Origin of the sequence: Eubacterium pyruvativorans, from assembly GCF_900102225.1 — a bacterium.
Classification (GTDB): Bacteria; Bacillota; Clostridia; order Peptostreptococcales; family Anaerovoracaceae; genus Aminicella; species Aminicella pyruvativorans.
In genome coordinates, this window is the sequence record NZ_FNBF01000001.1 from 1 (window position 1) to 18,214 (window position 18,214).

General features: G+C 54.6%; 19 protein-coding genes and 13 tRNA genes. 25 read left to right on the forward strand and 7 right to left on the reverse strand.

What is annotated here, in order from left to right; all coding sequences use genetic code 11:
• Positions 1-57 precede the first annotated feature (57 nt).
• From BLQ24_RS00005 to BLQ24_RS00090, 18 genes are all read left to right on the forward strand, one after another.
• A tRNA-Thr gene (locus BLQ24_RS00005) sits at positions 58-132 on the forward strand.
• A gap of 14 nt (positions 133-146) precedes the next feature.
• A tRNA-Tyr gene (locus BLQ24_RS00010) sits at positions 147-231 on the forward strand.
• 4 nt (positions 232-235) lie between these two features.
• Positions 236-310 (forward strand) — tRNA-Gly (locus BLQ24_RS00015).
• Between the two features lie 5 nt (positions 311-315).
• Positions 316-389: transfer RNA gene (locus BLQ24_RS00020), tRNA-Gly, on the forward strand.
• 13 nt (positions 390-402) lie between these two features.
• A tRNA-Arg gene (locus tag BLQ24_RS00025) sits at positions 403-476 on the forward strand.
• Between the two features lie 23 nt (positions 477-499).
• Positions 500-571 (forward strand) — tRNA-Gln (locus BLQ24_RS00030).
• A 5-nt stretch (positions 572-576) separates the two neighbouring features.
• A tRNA-Lys gene (locus BLQ24_RS00035) sits at positions 577-652 on the forward strand.
• Between the two features lie 32 nt (positions 653-684).
• A tRNA-Ser gene (locus tag BLQ24_RS00040) sits at positions 685-770 on the forward strand.
• Positions 771-802: 32 nt separating this feature from the next.
• Positions 803-891: transfer RNA gene (locus BLQ24_RS00045), tRNA-Ser, on the forward strand.
• An 8-nt stretch (positions 892-899) separates the two neighbouring features.
• A tRNA-Trp gene (locus BLQ24_RS00050) sits at positions 900-975 on the forward strand.
• Between the two features lie 25 nt (positions 976-1,000).
• Positions 1,001-1,077: transfer RNA gene (locus BLQ24_RS00055), tRNA-Pro, on the forward strand.
• 12 nt (positions 1,078-1,089) lie between these two features.
• Positions 1,090-1,166, forward strand: a tRNA-Ile gene (locus BLQ24_RS00060).
• A 19-nt stretch (positions 1,167-1,185) separates the two neighbouring features.
• Positions 1,186-1,258, forward strand: a tRNA-Phe gene (locus BLQ24_RS00065).
• Positions 1,259-1,408: 150 nt separating this feature from the next.
• On the forward strand, positions 1,409-1,861 hold the full coding sequence (locus BLQ24_RS00070) for a MarR family winged helix-turn-helix transcriptional regulator (protein WP_242869531.1): 453 nt from the start codon (positions 1,409-1,411) through the stop codon (positions 1,859-1,861).
• Entirely contained in the window at positions 1,858-2,709 is an 852-nt protein-coding gene (locus tag BLQ24_RS00075; RefSeq protein ID WP_336433249.1) for a pirin family protein, read from the forward strand. The genes BLQ24_RS00070 and BLQ24_RS00075 overlap by 4 nt, the downstream gene beginning before the upstream one ends.
• Before the next feature lie 17 nt (positions 2,710-2,726).
• A complete protein-coding gene (locus tag BLQ24_RS00080; protein WP_090161257.1) occupies positions 2,727-3,074 on the forward strand; it encodes an arsenate reductase family protein in 348 nt (115 codons plus the stop codon).
• A 71-nt stretch (positions 3,075-3,145) separates the two neighbouring features.
• Complete coding sequence (locus BLQ24_RS10555) at positions 3,146-3,394, forward strand: sigma factor (protein WP_090161260.1); 249 nt, start codon at positions 3,146-3,148, stop codon at positions 3,392-3,394.
• Between the two features lie 308 nt (positions 3,395-3,702).
• Positions 3,703-5,676, forward strand: coding sequence for a peptidoglycan amidohydrolase family protein (locus tag BLQ24_RS00090; protein WP_173452012.1), 1,974 nt, complete (start codon positions 3,703-3,705; stop codon positions 5,674-5,676).
• 115 nt (positions 5,677-5,791) lie between these two features.
• Here the strand turns inward: BLQ24_RS00090 and BLQ24_RS00095 are convergent, their stop codons facing one another.
• The gene (locus tag BLQ24_RS00095) at positions 5,792-6,355 is read right to left on the reverse strand and encodes an HdeD family acid-resistance protein (protein ID WP_090161265.1); all 564 of its coding nucleotides are present in this window, start codon (positions 6,353-6,355) and stop codon (positions 5,792-5,794) included.
• Between the two features lie 152 nt (positions 6,356-6,507).
• Here BLQ24_RS00095 and BLQ24_RS00100 point away from each other — a divergent pair, with 152 nt between their 5' ends.
• Positions 6,508-7,788, forward strand: a complete 1,281-nt coding sequence (locus tag BLQ24_RS00100; RefSeq protein WP_090161268.1) for a glycosyltransferase family 4 protein — start codon at positions 6,508-6,510, stop codon at positions 7,786-7,788.
• On the opposite strand, the gene BLQ24_RS00105 is transcribed toward BLQ24_RS00100, so the two are convergent.
• Positions 7,764-8,327, reverse strand: a complete 564-nt coding sequence (locus tag BLQ24_RS00105) for an NUDIX hydrolase (RefSeq protein WP_090161271.1) — start codon at positions 8,325-8,327, stop codon at positions 7,764-7,766. The genes BLQ24_RS00100 and BLQ24_RS00105 overlap by 25 nt on opposite strands.
• 180 nt (positions 8,328-8,507) lie before the next feature.
• Here BLQ24_RS00105 and BLQ24_RS00110 point away from each other — a divergent pair, with 180 nt between their 5' ends.
• From BLQ24_RS00110 to BLQ24_RS00125, 4 genes are read left to right on the forward strand one after another with little or no spacing between them, the layout of a single operon-like run.
• Positions 8,508-9,872, forward strand: coding sequence for a nitrogenase component 1 (locus BLQ24_RS00110; protein WP_090161274.1), 1,365 nt, complete (start codon positions 8,508-8,510; stop codon positions 9,870-9,872).
• Complete coding sequence (locus BLQ24_RS00115) at positions 9,869-11,128, forward strand: nitrogenase component 1 (RefSeq protein WP_090161277.1); 1,260 nt, start codon at positions 9,869-9,871, stop codon at positions 11,126-11,128. The genes BLQ24_RS00110 and BLQ24_RS00115 overlap by 4 nt, the downstream gene beginning before the upstream one ends.
• A gap of 27 nt (positions 11,129-11,155) precedes the next feature.
• On the forward strand, positions 11,156-11,908 hold the full coding sequence (locus tag BLQ24_RS00120) for a nucleotide-binding protein (RefSeq protein WP_090161283.1): 753 nt from the start codon (positions 11,156-11,158) through the stop codon (positions 11,906-11,908).
• A gap of 17 nt (positions 11,909-11,925) precedes the next feature.
• Positions 11,926-12,111: a hypothetical protein gene (locus BLQ24_RS00125; RefSeq protein WP_090161285.1), complete on the forward strand. Its 186-nt coding sequence runs from the start codon at positions 11,926-11,928 to the stop codon at positions 12,109-12,111.
• Positions 12,112-12,141: 30 nt separating this feature from the next.
• Here the strand turns inward: BLQ24_RS00125 and srtB are convergent, their stop codons facing one another.
• Together srtB and BLQ24_RS00135 are read right to left on the reverse strand one after the other, a co-directional pair.
• A complete protein-coding gene (gene srtB / locus BLQ24_RS00130; protein WP_090161288.1) occupies positions 12,142-12,936 on the reverse strand; it encodes a class B sortase in 795 nt (264 codons plus the stop codon).
• Between the two features lie 5 nt (positions 12,937-12,941).
• Positions 12,942-13,655: a GntR family transcriptional regulator gene (locus BLQ24_RS00135; RefSeq protein ID WP_090161291.1), complete on the reverse strand. Its 714-nt coding sequence runs from the start codon at positions 13,653-13,655 to the stop codon at positions 12,942-12,944.
• Between the two features lie 192 nt (positions 13,656-13,847).
• On the opposite strand from BLQ24_RS00135, the gene nth reads away from it, so the two are divergent.
• Entirely contained in the window at positions 13,848-14,474 is a 627-nt protein-coding gene (gene nth, locus BLQ24_RS00140) for an endonuclease III (protein WP_090161294.1), read from the forward strand.
• 68 nt (positions 14,475-14,542) lie between these two features.
• On the opposite strand, the gene BLQ24_RS00145 is transcribed toward nth, so the two are convergent.
• The 3 genes from BLQ24_RS00145 to BLQ24_RS00155 form a co-directional block, all read right to left on the reverse strand.
• Positions 14,543-15,148 (reverse strand): cytidylate kinase-like family protein, encoded by a 606-nt coding sequence (locus tag BLQ24_RS00145; protein WP_090161297.1) that lies wholly within the window; start codon positions 15,146-15,148, stop codon positions 14,543-14,545.
• A 61-nt stretch (positions 15,149-15,209) separates the two neighbouring features.
• On the reverse strand, positions 15,210-16,571 hold the full coding sequence (locus tag BLQ24_RS00150) for an ArsB/NhaD family transporter (RefSeq protein ID WP_090161300.1): 1,362 nt from the start codon (positions 16,569-16,571) through the stop codon (positions 15,210-15,212).
• A gap of 316 nt (positions 16,572-16,887) precedes the next feature.
• Positions 16,888-17,421 (reverse strand): SEC-C metal-binding domain-containing protein, encoded by a 534-nt coding sequence (locus BLQ24_RS00155; RefSeq protein ID WP_090161303.1) that lies wholly within the window; start codon positions 17,419-17,421, stop codon positions 16,888-16,890.
• A 216-nt stretch (positions 17,422-17,637) separates the two neighbouring features.
• On the opposite strand from BLQ24_RS00155, the gene trmL reads away from it, so the two are divergent.
• Positions 17,638-18,108 carry a tRNA (uridine(34)/cytosine(34)/5-carboxymethylaminomethyluridine(34)-2'-O)-methyltransferase TrmL gene (gene trmL, locus BLQ24_RS00160; RefSeq protein WP_090161306.1) on the forward strand — a complete coding sequence of 157 codons (471 nt, stop codon included), beginning with the start codon at positions 17,638-17,640 and terminating at the stop codon, positions 18,106-18,108.
• Positions 18,109-18,214 lie beyond the last annotated feature (106 nt).

The window sequence follows — 18,214 nt, forward strand, 5'->3', positions numbered from 1 at the left end:
ATGCCAGCCTGTCACGCTGGAGGTCACGAGTTCGAGCCTCGTCTTGGTCGCCAATATGCTGGCGTGGCTCAACGGTAGAGCAGCTGATTTGTAATCAGCAGGTTGGGGGTTCGATTCCCTCCGCCAGCTCCAATTTCATAGAATGTCGAGGGATGCCCGAGTGGCTAAAGGGGGCGGACTGTAAATCCGTTAGCTGAGCTTACGATGGTTCGAATCCATCTCCCTCGACCAATTTGCGGAAGTGGCTCAGGGGTAGAGCATCGCCTTGCCAAGGCGAGGGTCGCGAGTTCGAATCTCGTCTTCCGCTCCAATTGTGCGGATGTAGTTCAATGGTAGAACCTCAGCCTTCCAAGCTGATGGCGTGAGTTCGATTCTCATCATCCGCTCCATTTTTTTCAATATGGGCTCGTAGCTCAGCTGGATAGAGCAACGGCCTTCTAAGCCGTGTGTCCAGAGTTCGAATCTCTGCGGGCTCATTATATTTTTTACCCGGGGATAGTGGGGTATAGCCAAGTGGTAAGGCGAGGGACTTTGACTCCCTCATGCGTAGGTTCGATTCCTGCTACCCCAGTGTATGACCCATTAGCTCAGGTGGCAGAGCACTTGACTTTTAATCAAGGTGTCCCGAGTTCGAATCTCGGATGGGTCACCATTTGATAAAAAGCGGGATGCCTGGGCCGATCAGGAGAGGTGTCCGAGCGGTTGATGGTGCCGGTCTTGAAAACCGGTGATCGTAAGATCCGTGGGTTCGAATCCCACCCTCTCCGCCATAATGATTTGACGATTGTCCGAATTACAGCATGGAGAAGTACTCAAGTGGCTGAAGAGGACGGTTTGCTAAACCGTTAGGGTTCGTTTAGGGCCGCGCGAGTTCGAATCTCGCCTTCTCCGTTTTTTGTAGGGGTATAGCTCAGTTGGTAGAGCAGTGGTCTCCAAAACCACGTGTCGAGGGTTCAAATCCTTCTGCCCCTGCCAATTTTTTATGAGCCATGGCTCATTTCGGGGTGTAGCGCAGTTTGGTAGCGCAACTGGTTTGGGACCAGTGGGCCGCGGGTTCAAATCCTGCCACCCCGACCATCATCATCATTTGGGCCACTAGCTCAGTTGGTCAGAGCATCCGGCTCATAACCGGCAGGTCCTGGGTTCAAGCCCCCGGTGGCCCACCAATTTCGTGAAATAGAATATGCTCAGATAGCTCAGTTGGTAGAGCAGTAGACTGAAAATCTACGTGTCCTTGGTTCAATTCCGAGTCTGAGCACTTGCGAACCGCCTGTTCGGGTTTTCCGGACGGGTGGTTTTGTTTTGCTGCAACCGGGAGAACGCTTCCCCGGTTATTTTTTGTTGACAATACCTCTAACTAAAGATATAATTCAGATCATCAGATCAGAAGCAGACAGGAGGGGGAGAATTGAAACTGAAATCAGAGGATTCATCGATTGTGATCGGGCTGCACCGCATGGTCAGTGATATGGACCGGGAGACCCGGCAGATCTGCAGTGGATTCGGCCTGACGCTTGGACAGTTCGCTGTTTTGGAAGCGCTGCGCACGAAGGGCCCTCTCACGGTAGGCCAGGTGAAAGCGCTGGTGCTCAGTTCCGACGGAACCATTCCGGTGATTGCCGGAAATCTGGAGAAGCAGGGGTATATCGTAAGGGAGCAGGACAGCTGCGACCGGCGGAAGTACATTCTGTCCCTGACGGACCGGGGCCGGGAATTGATTGACCGGGTTTGTCCGGAAAATAACCGGAGGCTCACGGAGCTGCTTTCGCCGCTTTCGGCGGAAGACAAAAAAGAACTGTGCAGTGCGATCGGGAAATACCGGGCGCATCGAAAGAAGAATGGAGAAAAGGAGAATACATGATGAACAGAAAGGTAATCGATCAGACCAGGGGACAGAAAGCCCGGGACGGGGCAGGCGTCAGCCTGGTCAGAGTGCTGGGAATTCGAACCACGGATCGGTATGATCCGTTTCTGATGCTGGACGCCTTCGACAGTTCGGATCCGGAGGATTATATCGCAGGATTTCCGCCCCATCCGCACCGGGGTATTGAGACGGTCACCTTCCTCAGCAGGGGACAGATGACCCACCGGGATCATCTGGGAACAGAGGCGGTGATTCACGACGGCGAGGCCCAGTGGCTGACGGCCGGATCCGGTGCGGAACATTCCGAGATGCCTTCCGGAGAACGGATGCTGGGTACGCAGCTCTGGCTGAACCTTCCGGCGGAATGGAAAATGAAGGCGGCGCCGGCGTATCACGGCATCACCAACGATGAGATTCAGGAATACCCGCTGGAGGGTGGCAGGCTTCGTCTGGTGACCGGAAACTACCTGGATCATGAAGGGTGGCAGGGCCGGTATCTGCCGCTGGATTTTTATGACATCCATCTGGATTCCCATGCCGCTGTGGAGATCCCGGTGCGGGAAGGCTGGGCCGCATTTCTGTTCACTCTGCGGGGGGATGTGACTGTCAGCGGTACACCGGTTTATGAAAAGACGGCAGCCAGATTAGGAGAAGGAGATCGAGTGCTGCTGGAAACAGGAGAAGAGGCTGCGGAGCTTCTGCTCTACAGTTCCCGCCAGCTGGACGAACCAGTGGCATGGTACGGTCCGATTGTCATGAACACCCAGGAGGAACTTCAGCAGGCATTCGATGATCTGGAAAACGGGACCTTCATCAAGGAGGCGGCGGATTATAGTGACCGATAAGAGGAAAGGGTGCATCGATGAACATTCAGATATTCGGAACGAAGAAGAGTAATGATACGAAGAAGGCACAGCGGTATTTCAAGGAGCGGCGGATTCCGTTTCAGTTCGTAGATCTTCGGGAGAAGGAAATGAGTCCCGGGGAACTGAAGAGCGTAATGCAGGCTGTGGGCGGGCTGGAGCAGCTGCTGGATCCGAAGGCGAAGGATCAGGAGGCACTGCTTCTGATCCGATATAGTCCGGAGGAGACGAAATTCGGGAAGCTGCTGGAGAATCAGCAGCTTCTCCGGAAGCCGGTGGTGAGGAATGGAAAAAAGGCCGCCTGCGGATACTGCCCGGCGGTGTGGAAGTCCTGGGAAACGGAGTAGCGGGTGAACGATTCGTTCACCTCATTTTTATTGTTTTTTTGTAACGAAACGATATCTCATCCGTCTAACTGATGCAACGGGATAGAAAGGAAATTACACAGAAAACGTTCTTTAAGGCATTGAACGTGAGGGAGAGTCAGCAGTACCGCGGGGACTCCGGGGAATATACATGGCTGGCATCGATTGCCAGAAATCTTGCCATGGACCAGTTTCGTACACAGGCCAGGCAGGGCAGCATGCCGGAGCAGGAGGGGGTCCTACCCACCCCTCTTTTTTCATGCAGCACTGTATGTTCTGTCTCCGTCTTAAAAAATATTTAAGAAATAACGAATATTTGTTCGGGAATTCGTACCAAACAATCGAAATGCATTAAACTGGAATTTTTGTTGAAATTCCAATGTAAAATTAATATTTACGATATATTAATTACGGTAAACTTTCGAACGGTAAAATCACTGGAAACGCTTGTTTTTCAACGTTTATACGGTTGACTTGACACGAGGCTATGCTACAATGAAATTGTTATCTTAATATTTCATAAGAGTATTAAGTAACGTGTTGACGATAACTTTTTATGCGTAATCTACGGAGGCATACTCGCTTAGGTGGGTTGTGCAGAAATATGTGGATGTTGAGATCACAGGGAATTATGAGAGAACACACAGAAACGAAGACAACTAAGTTGCTGCGGGCAGTGATTGTGCTGGCAGCGATGGCAGCCGTCGTCCTGTTCCTGGGTGTCAGGCAGGCGCAGGCGAAAACCACATCGAAGGTGGAGAAGGCGATTGCGTGGGCGATTGATGCGGCGAATGACCCGGCTACCGGTTATTCTATGACGAACCGGTGGGGGCCGGATTATGACTGCGGATCTTTCGTCACGTCGGCATTCCGTAATGCAGGCTTCGGGCTCAGCGGATTCACGAATGTCACTTCCATGCGCTCGGTGTATACCCGGGAAGGATTCACCTGGATCGACTGGGATGATCTGGGTGCCACAGGCTCTCATTCTGTCCCTCTGCTTCTGAAGAGGGGAGACATTCTGGTGGATCAGGACCGTCATACAGAGCTGTATATCGGCGACGGCATGGATGTGGCGGCACACCAGACCTACGGTCATCCGGAGACCGGAGATCAGACCGGGAAGGAAGTCAGCGTCTCTGCCTTTTACAATAACTACGGCGGGGTCTCCTGGGACGGAATTCTCCGCTATACGGGAAACACTTCCTCCGGCACAGCGTCGAAGCCGCAGGAGAATACGCAGCCGGTGGTTACGAATAAACTTGCGAAGTTAACTGTATCCAGCCGGACCTATGACGGGAAAGCAGTGAAGCAGCCGGTGAAAGTGTACGGGAAGAACGGCGAACGGGTGTCTTCCTCCTCCTACACACTGACGTACAGCGGCGATCTGACCAATGCCGGAAAGGTCACTGTGACGGCGAAAGGAAAGAACGGATACAGAGGATCAGTGAAATCCTCTTACAGTATCCGGAAACGCAGCGGCGCCGGTGCGTCCATCGCTTCGATCAAGGCGCGTCCGTATACCGGGCGTCTCATCACCCCGAGCCCGACGGTGAAGGTGGACGGGAAGAAACTGAAGAGGAATCAGGACTATCAGCTCTCTGCGGTGAATAACAAGACGAAGGGTACATTGACGGTGAAATTCATCGGTAATTACACCGGAAGTGCAGCGAAGAATTTCTCCATTTCCAAGATCAAGCTTTCGTCTGTGAAGCCGAAGCTGAAGGAAAAGAAATTCGTATACACCGGGGAGAAGGTGGAACCGGAGCTGGCCATCGGATCTCTTTCCGAGGGAACGGATTATTCGGTGAAGTACACGAACAACCTGGATGCCGGGAAGGCGTCCATGACCCTGAAAGGGAAGACCATGGTCTTCGGTTCGGCGAAGATCAGTTTCACCATCAGCCGACGCCCGATCGGGAAAGTGAGCGTGGATGATGCCACGTATACCGGTGAGCCATTGCTGGCGGAGATCCATTATGAGGATCCGAAGACCACAGCCAGAACGGATTATAACAATAATGTGAATGCAGGAACCGGCAGCGTCACAATTGTTGGTTACGGCAATTATTCCGGAAAGGTGACACAGACCTTCCGGATTCAGCCACGGGACATCGGCGAGTGCCAGATTGAAGGTGTGCAGGATGAGTACCTGTATACCGGATCGAATGTATCCCAGGATCTGCTGGATGTGAAGTATAACGGACAGGATGCCACCTATAAACTGAAGTACGGCAACCGCAGTTCCATCGGAAAGAAAACGTTCAGCATCATCGGCACCGGGAATTTTAATGGAAAGGTGACGGAGTCCTTCCGGATCCGCCCCGGCGTCCCGGAGAAGCTTCGGCTGACTCCGATGGCGGCGGCCATGAAGGTGAGCTGGGCGAAGCTGGCAGGCGGTGTGAAATACCAGTTCGGTATCCGCCAGACCGGAACGAAGACCTGGAAGTATGTGAAAACATCGAAGACAGGAGCGACAGTGACAGGACTGAACCGGAAGAAGAACTATGTGGTGAAAATCCGAGCTTACCGGGGTTCCGTCTACGGCGAATGGAGTGAAACGGTGATGAAGCGGACGAAATAACCGGTTCGGGTGATCATCAGAAAAGACATAATTTTGCAGGGTGCGAAAACGAAATCCTCGTTTCTGCACCCTGCTTTTTTTCCCTGCAGAATCAGATTCCCTGATTCAAGCAGGATTATGCTGCCTGGTCCGGATCTTTCGTCCGGATGCGGGAAGCGATGTAAAGGTCGGATACGCCGTTATAGAGGATGATGAATCCGATGAGGCGGATCACGGTTTTCGCCACGCCCATGGCCTGGAAGATCAGGAAGCAGCCCAGGCCGATGGTCAGAACCGCCATCAGGATCGGAACCAGCATCTTCCCGGTTTTCTGACGAATGGCGGTGACACATTCATACAGATTCGCCACGCCGTCCAGCAGGACCACGAGTCCCACCAGTTTCGGCAGCAGCTCGATCAGAGCGTCCGGTCTGAGGAAAATCCAGGCCCCCACCAGTGCGATGATGGCGCCGGCAACCAGAAACGGTTTCGTGTATCCCTCCTTCTTCACCAGGGCGATGACCGCCGTGGCGATGCCGTCCGCCAGCAGAGAAATCCCGATAATCTGGCAGACCAGCTGCATGGTGACCTTCGGCCAGATCAACAGAATCAGGCCAGCGGCCATGCAGATCGCCGCAACCAGAAGCTTCGAGCGTTTCAGGCTCTTCAGCCGGGCAATTCGTTCTTCTGTATAATCCATTGATAGAGGACCTCCTTTTCATAGCTATTTTCTATACAAATCATGATTTCTGCATTCCAATATTATAGCATACCGGTCCCCGCATCTGCTACAATCATTACCGTGAAACCGAATGATCCGCCCGGCAGCCGGGCGAAAACGAGGGAGGACCTATGAGAATATTAAGTATTTCTGCCCAGAAGCCGGACAGCACCGGCAGCGGGGTCTATCTGACCGAGGTGGTGAAAGCCCTGGCTGAGGAGGGGCACCGGCAGGCGGTGGTCTGCGGCGTATATGAAGAGGACCACATTGTCCTGCCAGAAGGGACATTGTGTTATCCGGTGTATTTCAATTCCGGGAAGGTTCCGTTCCCGATCTGCGGCATGTCCGACGAGATGCCTTATCCCAGCACCCGCTACTGCGACATGACAGAGGAAATGACAAAGGCTTATCGGCAGGCGTTCACCGAAGCAGTACACCGGGCGGTGGAAGAGCTGAATCCGGATCTGATCCTCTGCCATCATCTCTACCTGCTCACTTCCATTGTTCGAAGAGAGTTTCCGGACCGGAAAATCATCGGTTTTTGTCATAACACAGATCTGCGGCAGATGGAGAAGAATCCGCTGTGGCGGGAGGAGATCCGGGAACAGATCCGGAAACTTGACCGGATCTGTGTGCCCCAGAAGCCCCAGGCGGACCGGGTTTGTGGGATTTATGGAGTGGACCCGGAGAAGATCTGCACGGTGGGCATGGGATATAATGACCGGATCTTCCGCCGAACCGGGAAGCGGGATACTCTGATTCCGGGGGAGATGCTCGGTGACCCGGCGGGGGTGACCCGGATTGTGTTCGCCGGGAAGATTGCCGAGAAGAAAGGTGTGATGAGCCTGATAAGGTGCCTGCCGGAAACCGGACTAGCGCCGGACCGGATTGTGCTCGATCTGGCCGGAGGGGCCGGGAATCAGGAAGAGTATCAGGCGATCCGGGATCTGGCGGCGGCATCTCCCTACAATATCCGCTTTCCGGGAAAGATGGCCCAGCCGGATCTGGCGGCGCTCTATAATGAGGCGCAGATTTTCGTCCTTCCGTCTTTTTTTGACGGAATCCCGCTGGTGGTGATCGAGGCTTTGGCCTGCGGGGACCGGGTGGTAGTGACGGAGCTCCCGGGGATCCGTGCCTGGATGGAGGAGAATGCGCCGGGGGCGGACATCCGCTATGTGAAGCTCCCTTCCATGCGTAATGCGGATGAGCCGGTGCCGGAGGAACTGCCGGGTTTCGAAAAAAGGCTGGCAGAGGCTCTCAGGGAAGCGGCAGCGGCAGGGGAAACCCGTATCACCGATGTGAGCGCCATCACCTGGAGAGGACTGGTCCGCCGGGCTTTGGACGGCATGACGCCGGAGAATCAGCCGTCAGGCGCAGCCCCGGAGAATCAGTCTTCCCTGGACCAGGCGTAGCAGAATGCCTGGGTCCGGGCTGCAAACGGCTCTGACCGAAGCAGTTCCCGCACCTCCGCCTTCGTGTACCAGCCCGGTTCGATCTCTTCCTCGTCGGATGTGCTCTTCCGGAAGCTGCCGGAGGCCCGGCCCACGATGGTGATGTTCTTTTCATTACAGAACCCGACGGCAGCGTAACTGATTCCCAGCCGGTCGTCGATCTGATCCAGTCGGAGGCCGGTTTCCTCCCGCAGTTCCCGGGCGGCGGCCTCTTCCGGGGTTTCGCCCGGATCGATGAGTCCCGCCGGGAAATTGTACACCCACCGGCCCGCCGCCAGCCGGAATTCCCGGTTGATCAGGATGCGCTCCCCGGTGCTGTCGGTGACGATCAGAATGACCGCCTCCGGGGCGTTTTCTGTCAGGTCCTCCCGGGTGGCCATGCCGTGATCCCGGGTGATCATTTCGTATACTTTCTTCTTTCCGGATGCTGTTTCATATTCCAGATCGTAGCGGTCGATGAATCTGCCGTCCGCAACCTTCTTCATTCCGATGTATTTCACGCTGTTCCTCCTGTTGTGACACTGCTGGTTTTGCCTCTATTCTACCATCCGCCGGCCGGTCACACAGGATTTTTTTGTCTATAGGAACATGAGGGGATGGGAGTCCCGGCAGAACCGGGTATGAAAAATAGAAAAATCGCGTTAGAATAGAAGCATACTGACGAGAAGGAGACTGTTCCCATGATAGACAAAAAAGAAATGTATCCGGACGTCCCGAAGATCCATGTGACGAAGGAGGGGGCGGAATACCCGGTTTCGTCGATCCGGTTCCCGAAACCGTTTCACATCGGTCTGGAGTACGGGCCGCCGGCCAGGGGGACCTGGACCATTGCCCATTCTACGATGCTGATTCCGGAGCTGCATCAGATCTTTGTGTGCTGCGCCTGCTGTCTGCAGGGGGTTGTGCTGACGGCGGATGAGCTGGAAAACGGGGCACAGCGGTATTCCCAGGTCACGGTGACGAATGAGAACATTCTGAAGGGCGATCTGGAAAAGATGATGATTGAGGGCATCACGGACATTCTGAACGGGATGGAGAAGAAGCCCCGGTGTGTGGAGGGCTTTACCAGCTGCATCCAGCATTTCCTCCACATCGATGTGCAGGTTGTGTACCGGGAACTCAGAAGACGATTTCCGGACATCGATTTCATTGACGGGTATATGACGCCGACACTGAACCGGAAATTCAGTCCGGATGTGCTGGGGCGGCGGCAGCTTCTCCGGGCGGTGCGGGAGCAGCCCCGGAAGCGGGCCGTCAATTTCGTGGTAAATTATTTTCCGGTGGACGCCTCTTCAGAACTGGTCCGGATGCTGCGGGCCGGCGGGTACGAAATTCATGATTTCGGGGCGCTGTCCTCCTATGACGAGTATCAGGCTATGGGAGAGTCGGAAGCAAATATCTATTTTCTGGAGAATGCGGAGCCGGCGGCTCTGGACCTGTCGAAGCGGATGGGACAGAAGGCTGTGTATGCGCCGTATTCCTGGGATCTGACGGAGATCGGCCGGATTCTCCGGGAGACGGGAGCGGCGCTTTCTCTGGACCCGGACGGGCCGGATATGCCGGATCTGGATTCCTGCCGCAGGGAAGCCGAGGAGCGGCTGGTCCGGCTCCGGGAGACCATCGGTGACATACCGATTGCGGTGGACAGTGCCTGCACGGCGCGGCCCCTGGGGCTGGCCCGGCTCCTGCTGGAGCATGGATTCCGGGTCTATGCGGTGTATGCCGATGAGTTCAATGCATCGGAGGAGAAGGACTGGAAAATTCTGGCCAAAAAGTGGCCGCAGCTGCTGATCCGTCCGATCTCCCATTACAAGATGCGGCTCCTGCCCCGGGATGACGCCTTCCGGCTTGGCGGTGTGCTGGCCATCGGTCAGAAAGCGGCCTACTTCACCGGAACGGATCATTTCGTGAATATGGTAGAAAACAGCGGTCTGTATGGATACCGGGGCATTGTGACTCTGGCGGACTGGATGGAGGAAGCTTACCGGCAAAAAAAAGACGTGAAACCGATCATAACAGTGAAAGCTTGGGGGTGCAGAGGATGAAACAGGCACAGAGAGTCTTGTCCACATATTCAGTGGATATTTTCGGTATATGTTCTGCACTCTACGAGCTGGGCGGGCTGGTGGTGATCCACGATGCGTCCGGATGTAATTCCACCTACGGCACCCACAATGAGCCCCGCTGGTATGACACGCCGAGCATGGTGTATATCTCGGGTCTCCGGGAAGTGGACACGATTTTTGGAAACGATACCAGGCTGGTGGAGGATGTGTCGGAAGTTGCCCGGGAGACCCGGCCGGCTTTCGTGGCCGTGGGGGGGAGTCCGATGCCCAATGCCATCGGAACCGACTTCCGGGCGGTGGCCAGGCTGATTGAGAAAAACACCGGAATCCCGTCCATGGGGTTTCGAACCGACGGAATTCACAGTTACCTGCCGGGGGCCGGGGAGGCCTTCCTGCAGCTGGCCAAGCGGTTTTTGAAGGATCCTGCGGAAGAACGCCGGGACGGTGGGGCGCCGGGTAGAAAGAAGATCCGGGTAAATCTCCTGGGTGTAACGCCGCTGGATTTCTCGGTGGTTGGAAATGTCACGGAGATGAAACGGCTGATCCGGGAGAATGACATGGAACTCACCGGCTGCTGGGCGATGGGGGATACGCTGGCACATCTGGCAGATTCCGCCGAAGCGGATGTGAATGCGGTGGTTTCCGCGACGGGCATTCCCGCAGCGGAGTATATGAAGGAGCGGTATGGCATTCCGTTTGTGACGGGAATTCCCATGGGGGAATCTGGAACGAAGACCTGGCTCCGGGCGCTCCGGGAAGCGGCCCTGGGAGAGGGGGGCGGTATTTTCCTGCCGGTGGATGAAGGGGCTTCCGGAAAGGGATCGGAGCTCTATGTGCTGAATGCCTGGAAAGAGGAGAAAGCGCCGGATGCAGAGGAAACGGATGTGCTTCTGATCGGTGAACCGGTTTTCACGGCTTCCCTGGCCTGTCTGCTGGAGAAGGAACTGGGTATTTTCCATGTGTCCCGGATCTGTCCGATGCCGGATGCGCCCCGGGTGCTGATGAAAGATGTGAAAGTGGTCACGATCGAAGATGCGCTTCGGGAGCACTGCCGGAAAGCGAAGCGGATCATTGCGGATCCGATCTACGCCCGGCTGCTGCCGGAAGAGCGGGAGAAATTTATTTCTCTGCCTCACGAAGCTTATTCCGGCCGGCATTACCGGGATCAGATCCCCCGTTTCATCGGTTCGGATTTCAGTTCGTGGATCACCGGGAGTCTGGGGACAGTCCACTGAAAATGACAGAAGAAGGAGCATGAAAAAATGAAAAAAATAGCGATATACGGAAAAGGGGGCATCGGCAAGTCCACCACCACCAGCAATCTGTCGGCGGCGCTGGCGATGCTGGGAAAGAAAGTGGTGCAGATCGGCTGTGATCCGAAGGCGGATTCCACCATCAACCTGCTGCACGGAAAACAGATTGTGCCGGTGATGGACTATTACCGGGAGCATGAAGAGGCACCAGGGTTCGATGAGATCGGGGCGCCGGGTTTCGGCGGCGTATTCTGCATTGAAACAGGAGGTCCGAATCCGGGGCTGGGCTGCGCCGGCCGGGGCATTATCGCCACCTTCGATCTGATTGAAGAGATGGAAGTGTTTCAGCGGATTCAGCCGGATGTGGTGCTGTTTGATGTGCTGGGAGATGTGGTCTGCGGCGGGTTTGCAGCGCCGATCCGAGAAGGATACGCCAGTGATGTATACATCGTCACTTCCGGTGAGAAGATGGCCCTCTATGCGGCCAACAATATTTTCAAGGCGGTGGAGAATTTCCGGGACCGGGGGTATGCCCATGTTTCCGGGATAATACTGAACCGGCGGAACGTGGAGGATGAGTATGAAAATGTGCAGGCCTTCGCAGAGCCGAACGGGCTGGAGATCATCGCGGATATCCCGAGGAGCGGTGACATCATCCATTATGAGAACCAGGGCATGACCGTGGTGGAAGGTGCTCCGGATCTTCCGGTATCACAGAAATATTTCGAACTGGCCCGGAAAATCATCGGAGAATCATGTTAGAAGAAGGGAGATCGATTATGCTGGAAGTATTGCTGAAGGAATATGAACAGTCCTTCGGAGAACCGTTTCCACTTCAGGAACTGGAGGGGATGCGGGAGTACGAGGTGCTGAATATTCTGTACGACTGTATTCTGAACGCCCATCCGTTCGACGGAAATACACATGTGAAGACAAGAATCGCCAATGCGCCGGGGCAGAATTAGCCTCCGGCGCATTGGCGCAATTTCAGAGATTTACTTCGATACAGGTTCCAGTTTCGCAAAAACCACTGCCCGGGCGTTGGCGAATTCATAGGTGCAGGTACTCAGCATCACGATGTGATCCCGGGCTGTGACGGAGACGCCGGAAACGTACATGTCTGCATGGGAGCGGATCCAGCGCAGATAAGTGCGCCGGGAGGCGGCGCCGGGGAAATCGAACTGATATTTCGGGCTGTTCGCCGGAATCGTGTCCGCTGCGAAAATCCGCAGGCGGTAATCCCCTTTCGGCGTGCTGAGGAACATATCCGGATGCGCCTTCCGGTAGGCCTCTTTCCGGTAGTCCGCTAGTGTCCAGAACATACTGCCGTCCCGCATCCGGTGACCGTATATGATGGTCAGAAAATCCTTCGTGAAGGGGTGGGTATTCCGGAAATCAATGAACAGCGTGCCTTTTCCGTTCCACTTTCCGTTCAGAAGCCGGTGCAGGTAGTACGCATTGTCGGAGGATTGGGCCACCGGGTAATTGATGACCGTATCCTTCTGCCAGAGCCAGGCTTTCACATCCGGATACTTCCGGTTGAATTTCGACCAGTTCACCCGGATGCCGTCTTCGGAAGAGCCGGATCTGCTGCCGGTCTTCTTTTCCGTGACGCCGGCTTCCTTCTGTAATGCGTGATAGGCTTTCGTGCCGGTGTGATAGGAATACAATGCCTGAATGATCCGGACCCCGCAGAACACCATGATCAGAACCAGCAGAACGATCAGGATATCCAGAATGAGGTTTTTTCTTTTTCTGGTCCGGGACTGTCTGTCTGTGGTTCTGCTCATTTCCTTCACTGCTCCGTTCTTGCATTCTGCAGATGGATATCTGCGATACGGCGGCCGGTATTCCGATTGTGCTGCTGCATCGCCAGTACGCCTGCCTCCGGGTCATGGGTGATGAATGCCTGATAGATGGCCTTGTGCTCCTCCAGAACCTCTTCCAGATAGCCGCCGGAATAGATCTCCGGCTGTGTGTACCGGGAATACCGCTGGAAACGGTCCAGCATGTGCTGCAGGATCCGATCGTGGGCTGCGGCGTGAATGATTCGGTGAAAATTCATGTTGATTTCCATCATCTTCGCCAGGTCATTTGTTCTCGTATAGAATACCATATAATCATAGGTTTCGGAAAGCTGCTCCAGTTCTTCTTCTGTAATACGCTGAATCGCCCAGCGAACCGCCAGAATTTCCATGCTGTTCTTCATATCAGCGAGATCTCCAACGTCCCGTCCGGACAGACCGGAGACGAATGCGCCTCGATTCGGGATGGTCTCCACCAGGCCTTCCGCTTCCAGCCGCATCATTGTTTCCCGGACAGGCGTTCGACTCACATTGTATTCGTCACAGATTTTTTTTTCGGAGAGTTTCGAGCCGCTGGCCAGTTTCCCCGTCAGAATATCTTCTTCTACGCGGGCAAAGAGATTGCGGGAAAGCGGCTGGTTTTTCTTTCGGGTTTCGTCATACGGATGATCTGCCATGCTTTTCCGATCCTTTCTACTTATCATCTGTCAGTCTTTCTATAATAAAACGTGGTTATTTAATATTGTATCGATGCAGTGTGTTTTTGTCAAACCATACCTGAGGCAGGGCATCCGCCCTTGAATACCGGAGCGGATAATGATACAGTATTTCGTATTCAGCGGGTCCGGGTCCGTTACAGCCCCGGATTTTCCCTGTGCAGGAAAGAGGAGGAGAGAATGGATCAGAAGACAGCGGCTCAGGTACTGGACCGGCTGCAGGAAGAATATCCGGATGCCCGGTGCGCTTTGGATCATGAAAATGTATTTCAGCTGCTGGTATCCACCATGCTGTCTGCCCAGACCACAGACAAGCGGGTGAACATGGTGGCCCCGGCCCTGTATGAGGCGTTTCCGGATGCGGCGTCCCTGGCGGAAGCGGACCGGGAACAGGTGGAGGACTGTATCCGCAGCATCGGATTATATAAGAATAAGGCGAAGAATATCATTGCCATGGCCCGGAAACTGGAGGAGGAATTCGGCGGACAAGTCCCGGCGGACCGGAAACTGCTCATGTCTCTGCCGGGGGTGGGGCAGAAAACAGCGAATGTGGTTCTGGCCGACGGATTTGGTGAACAGCGCATTGCGGTGGATACCCATGTGTTCCGGGTTGCCAATCGAATCGGTCTGGCCCATGCGGAAGATGTAAAGAAGACGGAAGAACAGCTGATCCGCATTCTGCCGCCGGATCGGCTGACGGACGCCCATCATGCAATCATTTTCCATGGAAGACAGTGCTGCCATGCACGGAAGCCGGCGTGCGGCCGCTGCTGTGTCAGGAACTTCTGTGAGCGAAACGGTCTGTAGAAAAATGCAGCGGGCGGACCCTTCCGGCCAAAGGCCGGGAGGGTCCGCCCGCATTCCATCTCATTATCTCAGTTCTGTTCAACTGCATCCCGGAAAGCGATGTATCGTTCGATCAATTCCGCCGTGTGCTCGATGCCCACGGTATTTTCTTTCAGAACCAGGTCATAGGTATCAGCGTGACCCCATTTCCGCTCACAGAAATAGTCGTGGTAGGAACGGCGGCGGGCATCTACCTTCCGGTTCATGGCAGCGGCCTTTTTCTCAGAAATATGGTAGAGTTCGGCGGTCCGGGCCGTGCGGCTTGATTCATCCGCTGTGATAAACAGGGAGATCAGCCCCGGATAGGATTCCAGAATGGTGTCTGCACAGCGCCCAACGATCACGAAGGATTCTCCGGCCTCTGCATGCTGGCGGATTGCATGAAACTGGGCCTCCGCCACGTTCACCTCCAGGAAGGAGGAGAAACTGCGAACCGGCCTGGACAGAAATGCGGGAATCCGCTGTTCGTCATAATGCATCAGCTCTTCGTAAGTCATATCGTTTTTTTTGGCGACTTCCGCCAGAATATTGGCATCATAGAGGGGAAGGGACAGCCGTTTTGCAAGGATTTTCGCAATCTCATGACCGCCGCTGCCGAACCGTCTGCCGATGGAAATAATTCTCTGTCTGCTCATAACAACCTCCCGGATCGTGACATTATCGCGGGCTCAATTTCCCGCTCGGATTTTCGTTTCTCTACAGGTAACGGACGAAGATGAGAACCGTGAACATGGCGACAGAAATGATCGTCGCCGGCGCTGCGTATTTGCAGTACTTCCGCCAGGTGATCAGGTGTCCGTTCTTCGCCGCCACGGAAATGCCCACTACATTGGCAGAGGCGCCGATCGGTGTGGCGCTGCCGCCCACATCGGTACCCAGGGATAACGTCCAGGCGAGGGTGGTCAGATCAATGCCCATGGCAGTGGACAGTGTCTTGATCACAGGCACCATGGTGGCGGCGAACGGGATATTGTCCACGAAGGCGCTGGCGATGGCGGAGAGCCAGATGACGATGCCGATGGTCAGCATCGGATTATTTCCGCTCAGTTTCGCAATCAGATTGGCGATCATCTGCAGAATACCGCTTCGGTCCAGACCGTTCACCACAACGAAGAGTCCGATGAAGAACAGAAGCGTTCTGTAGTCGACCTCCCGAAGGATCGCCTTGGCGTAATGGGGCGCCGTAATCAGCGTCACAACGGCGACGCCCACGCCGATCGTGGCTACAGTGAGCCCGGTCTGAGCATGGGTGATCAGCAGGACCACAGTGACCAGGAATATGATCGTGCTGACGGCGAATTCCCGCCGGTTCTGAATGGCTTCAGACGGAGAAGGATAGACGACCGGTTTTCCGTCCGTCGTCTCCGGGTCCGCAGACAGATGATGACGGAACGCCAGATAAAAATACAGAACCATGACCAGCAGCGTGACGCCGGCAATCGGCCCGTTGTTCAGGATGAAATCGCTGAATGTATAATGCAGCGAAGTGCCGATGATGATATTCGGCGGATCACCGCACATGGTGGAGGAACCGCCCAGATTCGCACAGAAAATTTCCGAGAGAATCACCGGTATCGGGTTGAATTTCAGCATATTGGCCAGTTCGATGGTGACAGAGGCCAGAAACAGGATCACCGTGATACTGTCAATGAACATAGCAAGGACTGCCGACATGAACATGAAAGTGACGAAGATCCTGAGGGGCCGGTAGTGAACGGCCTTCGCGATCGTCAGGCACAGCCAGCGGAAGAATCCGGCCTTGGCCATTCCCTCCACCATAACCATCATTCCGCCGATGAACAGAATCGTCGCCCAGTTGATGCCGCCGGCTTCCTCTGCGACAGTGCCGTTCGTGATCCAGAAACCCGGCTTGGCCAGATCGGCGAAGGCCAGTGTCTTCAGAATGTCGGCGGGGGAGTGCATCATGATTCCGAATACCAGAATCAGCATCAGCGCTCCGGCGGTGAGGGATACGATGTGACGATCGATCTTCTCGGTCACGATCAACAGGAACATGATAATAAAAATTACGAGTGCGGCAATCTGCGCAGCAGTCATCCTTGCTTACCTCCTTTGTGCAATCGACTAACTCATGGATTATAAATCGTCGGATAAGTATGAAAACTTATCCGCAGCAGGATCCCATGTGCAGGACAGCGGGCAGAAGTCCGCCCGGTCCCCACAGGATACTACACTGAACACTATACCGTAGGAAAGTGGCCGCGTAAAGACAGCGTAAAGATTTATTGGCATGAATTCAAAAAAATACATTTCCCGGTTCTGGACCAGAAAAAAATAAAGAAAGACCTGCGAAGCGGTGCATTTCGCTTCACAGGTCTTTCTGCGGGATCGGTCGAAAACCCGTTTCCCGGGCTTACGCCTGGGAAAGCCGCTGTGCTTCCTGATCTTTCTTCATACAGCAGTTCTTGTATTTCTTCCCGCTGCCGCAAGGGCACGGATCATTCCTGCCCGGTTTCTTCGGTGCATGGTAGATGCGGGAACGATTGAAATCCTTCCGGATTTCTTCTCTCTTCCCGGCGGACAGGACCTGATCCCACTCCGGAAGGGAGTACAGGTGACGGGCGTCAGCTCCCAGCATATTCCGGAACAGCAGTTCGAAGTCCGGATCAATGGACAGAGCGGTATCCGGTGTGACCGCCTCCAGATTCAGGACGTCGGGATCTTTCAGAGAGGATTTCACGCCGTCCAGGAATCCCATGACCATGATCTCGCGGATATTGAACTTCTTCGCCAGCTCTGCCACGGTGCCTTCCAGTTTCCTGTTCTGATGGCTCAGAATCCAAGCGTACACGGACATTTCCGCATTGGAATATTCCTCCCAGAATGTGCGGAAGGTGCTCTCCGTCTGTCCGTTCAGCAGCTTCGTCCAGTCCTGATATAAACTCATGATATTTTTCTCCTCCTGTGTGTTTCATTCATTTCGATTCACATGAAAACATGGAAATCCTTATTATAATAATTGAAATGGCCGGGAATGTCCATGATTTCCGGCAGAAAGAAGGAAAAGGAGAGGGCTTTCGGTTGCCAAAAAAACGGATTGTACTATCATAGAAAAGGGGCGTCGAGCGCCTCTCCGGTTGTTTTTTGTAAAAGGAGTAGAAAAATGGCACTTCATATCGTATTCGTCGAGCCGGAGATTCCGCCGAACACCGGAAATATCGCCAGGACCTGTGCGGCCACGGACTCTGTGCTGCATCTGGTGAAACCACTGGGGTTTCGGATTGATGACCGGGCGGTGCGCCGGGCGGGGCTGGATTACTGGCCGTTTGTGAAACTGGAAGTCCACGAAAGTCTGGATGCGTTTATGGAACAGTATCGGGGCAGACAGATGTACTTCGTAACGACGAAGGGGAGCCGGTACTATACGGAGGTGACATATCACGATGAGGATATGCTGCTGTTCGGCCGGGAGACCCGGGGGCTGCCCAGAGAGTTGATCGATGCCCACAGGGAGGATTCTATCCGGATTCCCATGAGCAGGGACACGAGGCTTCGGTCTTTTAATCTGGCAAACTCGGCGAATATCGTACTGTTTGAAGCGCTGCGTCAGCTGGGATTTCCGGGACTAAAGTAGAGAGCCGGATGCTGCGGGGCGCTGTTGAAGTTAGAAAGCCGGAATGTTATAATAATTATAACTGTGTTATGGCCCCGAAGGGCGGCAGAGGGTTGCTGCGGAGCGC

What these genes read in the sequence shown, in the direction of transcription:
- BLQ24_RS00120 (WP_090161283.1), top strand. Translation starts at nt 11,156, where the DNA reads ATGAAAAAAATAGCGATATACGGAAAAGGGGGCATCGGCAAGTCCACC.
- BLQ24_RS00090 (WP_173452012.1), top strand. Translation starts at nt 3,703, where the DNA reads ATGTTGAGATCACAGGGAATTATGAGAGAACACACAGAAACGAAGACA.
- BLQ24_RS00155 (WP_090161303.1), bottom strand. Translation starts at nt 17,421, where the DNA reads ATGAGTTTATATCAGGACTGGACGAAGCTGCTGAACGGACAGACGGAG.
- BLQ24_RS00145 (WP_090161297.1), bottom strand. Translation starts at nt 15,148, where the DNA reads ATGAGCAGACAGAGAATTATTTCCATCGGCAGACGGTTCGGCAGCGGC.
- BLQ24_RS00110 (WP_090161274.1), top strand. Translation starts at nt 8,508, where the DNA reads ATGATAGACAAAAAAGAAATGTATCCGGACGTCCCGAAGATCCATGTG.
- BLQ24_RS00150 (WP_090161300.1), bottom strand. Translation starts at nt 16,571, where the DNA reads ATGACTGCTGCGCAGATTGCCGCACTCGTAATTTTTATTATCATGTTC.
- srtB (WP_090161288.1), bottom strand. Translation starts at nt 12,936, where the DNA reads ATGAGCAGAACCACAGACAGACAGTCCCGGACCAGAAAAAGAAAAAAC.
- BLQ24_RS00125 (WP_090161285.1), top strand. Translation starts at nt 11,926, where the DNA reads ATGCTGGAAGTATTGCTGAAGGAATATGAACAGTCCTTCGGAGAACCG.
- BLQ24_RS00080 (WP_090161257.1), top strand. Translation starts at nt 2,727, where the DNA reads ATGAACATTCAGATATTCGGAACGAAGAAGAGTAATGATACGAAGAAG.
- trmL (WP_090161306.1), top strand. Translation starts at nt 17,638, where the DNA reads ATGGCACTTCATATCGTATTCGTCGAGCCGGAGATTCCGCCGAACACC.
- BLQ24_RS00115 (WP_090161277.1), top strand. Translation starts at nt 9,869, where the DNA reads ATGAAACAGGCACAGAGAGTCTTGTCCACATATTCAGTGGATATTTTC.
- BLQ24_RS10555 (WP_090161260.1), top strand. Translation starts at nt 3,146, where the DNA reads ATGCAACGGGATAGAAAGGAAATTACACAGAAAACGTTCTTTAAGGCA.
- nth (WP_090161294.1), top strand. Translation starts at nt 13,848, where the DNA reads ATGGATCAGAAGACAGCGGCTCAGGTACTGGACCGGCTGCAGGAAGAA.
- BLQ24_RS00075 (WP_336433249.1), top strand. Translation starts at nt 1,858, where the DNA reads ATGATGAACAGAAAGGTAATCGATCAGACCAGGGGACAGAAAGCCCGG.
- BLQ24_RS00095 (WP_090161265.1), bottom strand. Translation starts at nt 6,355, where the DNA reads ATGGATTATACAGAAGAACGAATTGCCCGGCTGAAGAGCCTGAAACGC.
- BLQ24_RS00135 (WP_090161291.1), bottom strand. Translation starts at nt 13,655, where the DNA reads ATGATAAGTAGAAAGGATCGGAAAAGCATGGCAGATCATCCGTATGAC.
- BLQ24_RS00100 (WP_090161268.1), top strand. Translation starts at nt 6,508, where the DNA reads ATGAGAATATTAAGTATTTCTGCCCAGAAGCCGGACAGCACCGGCAGC.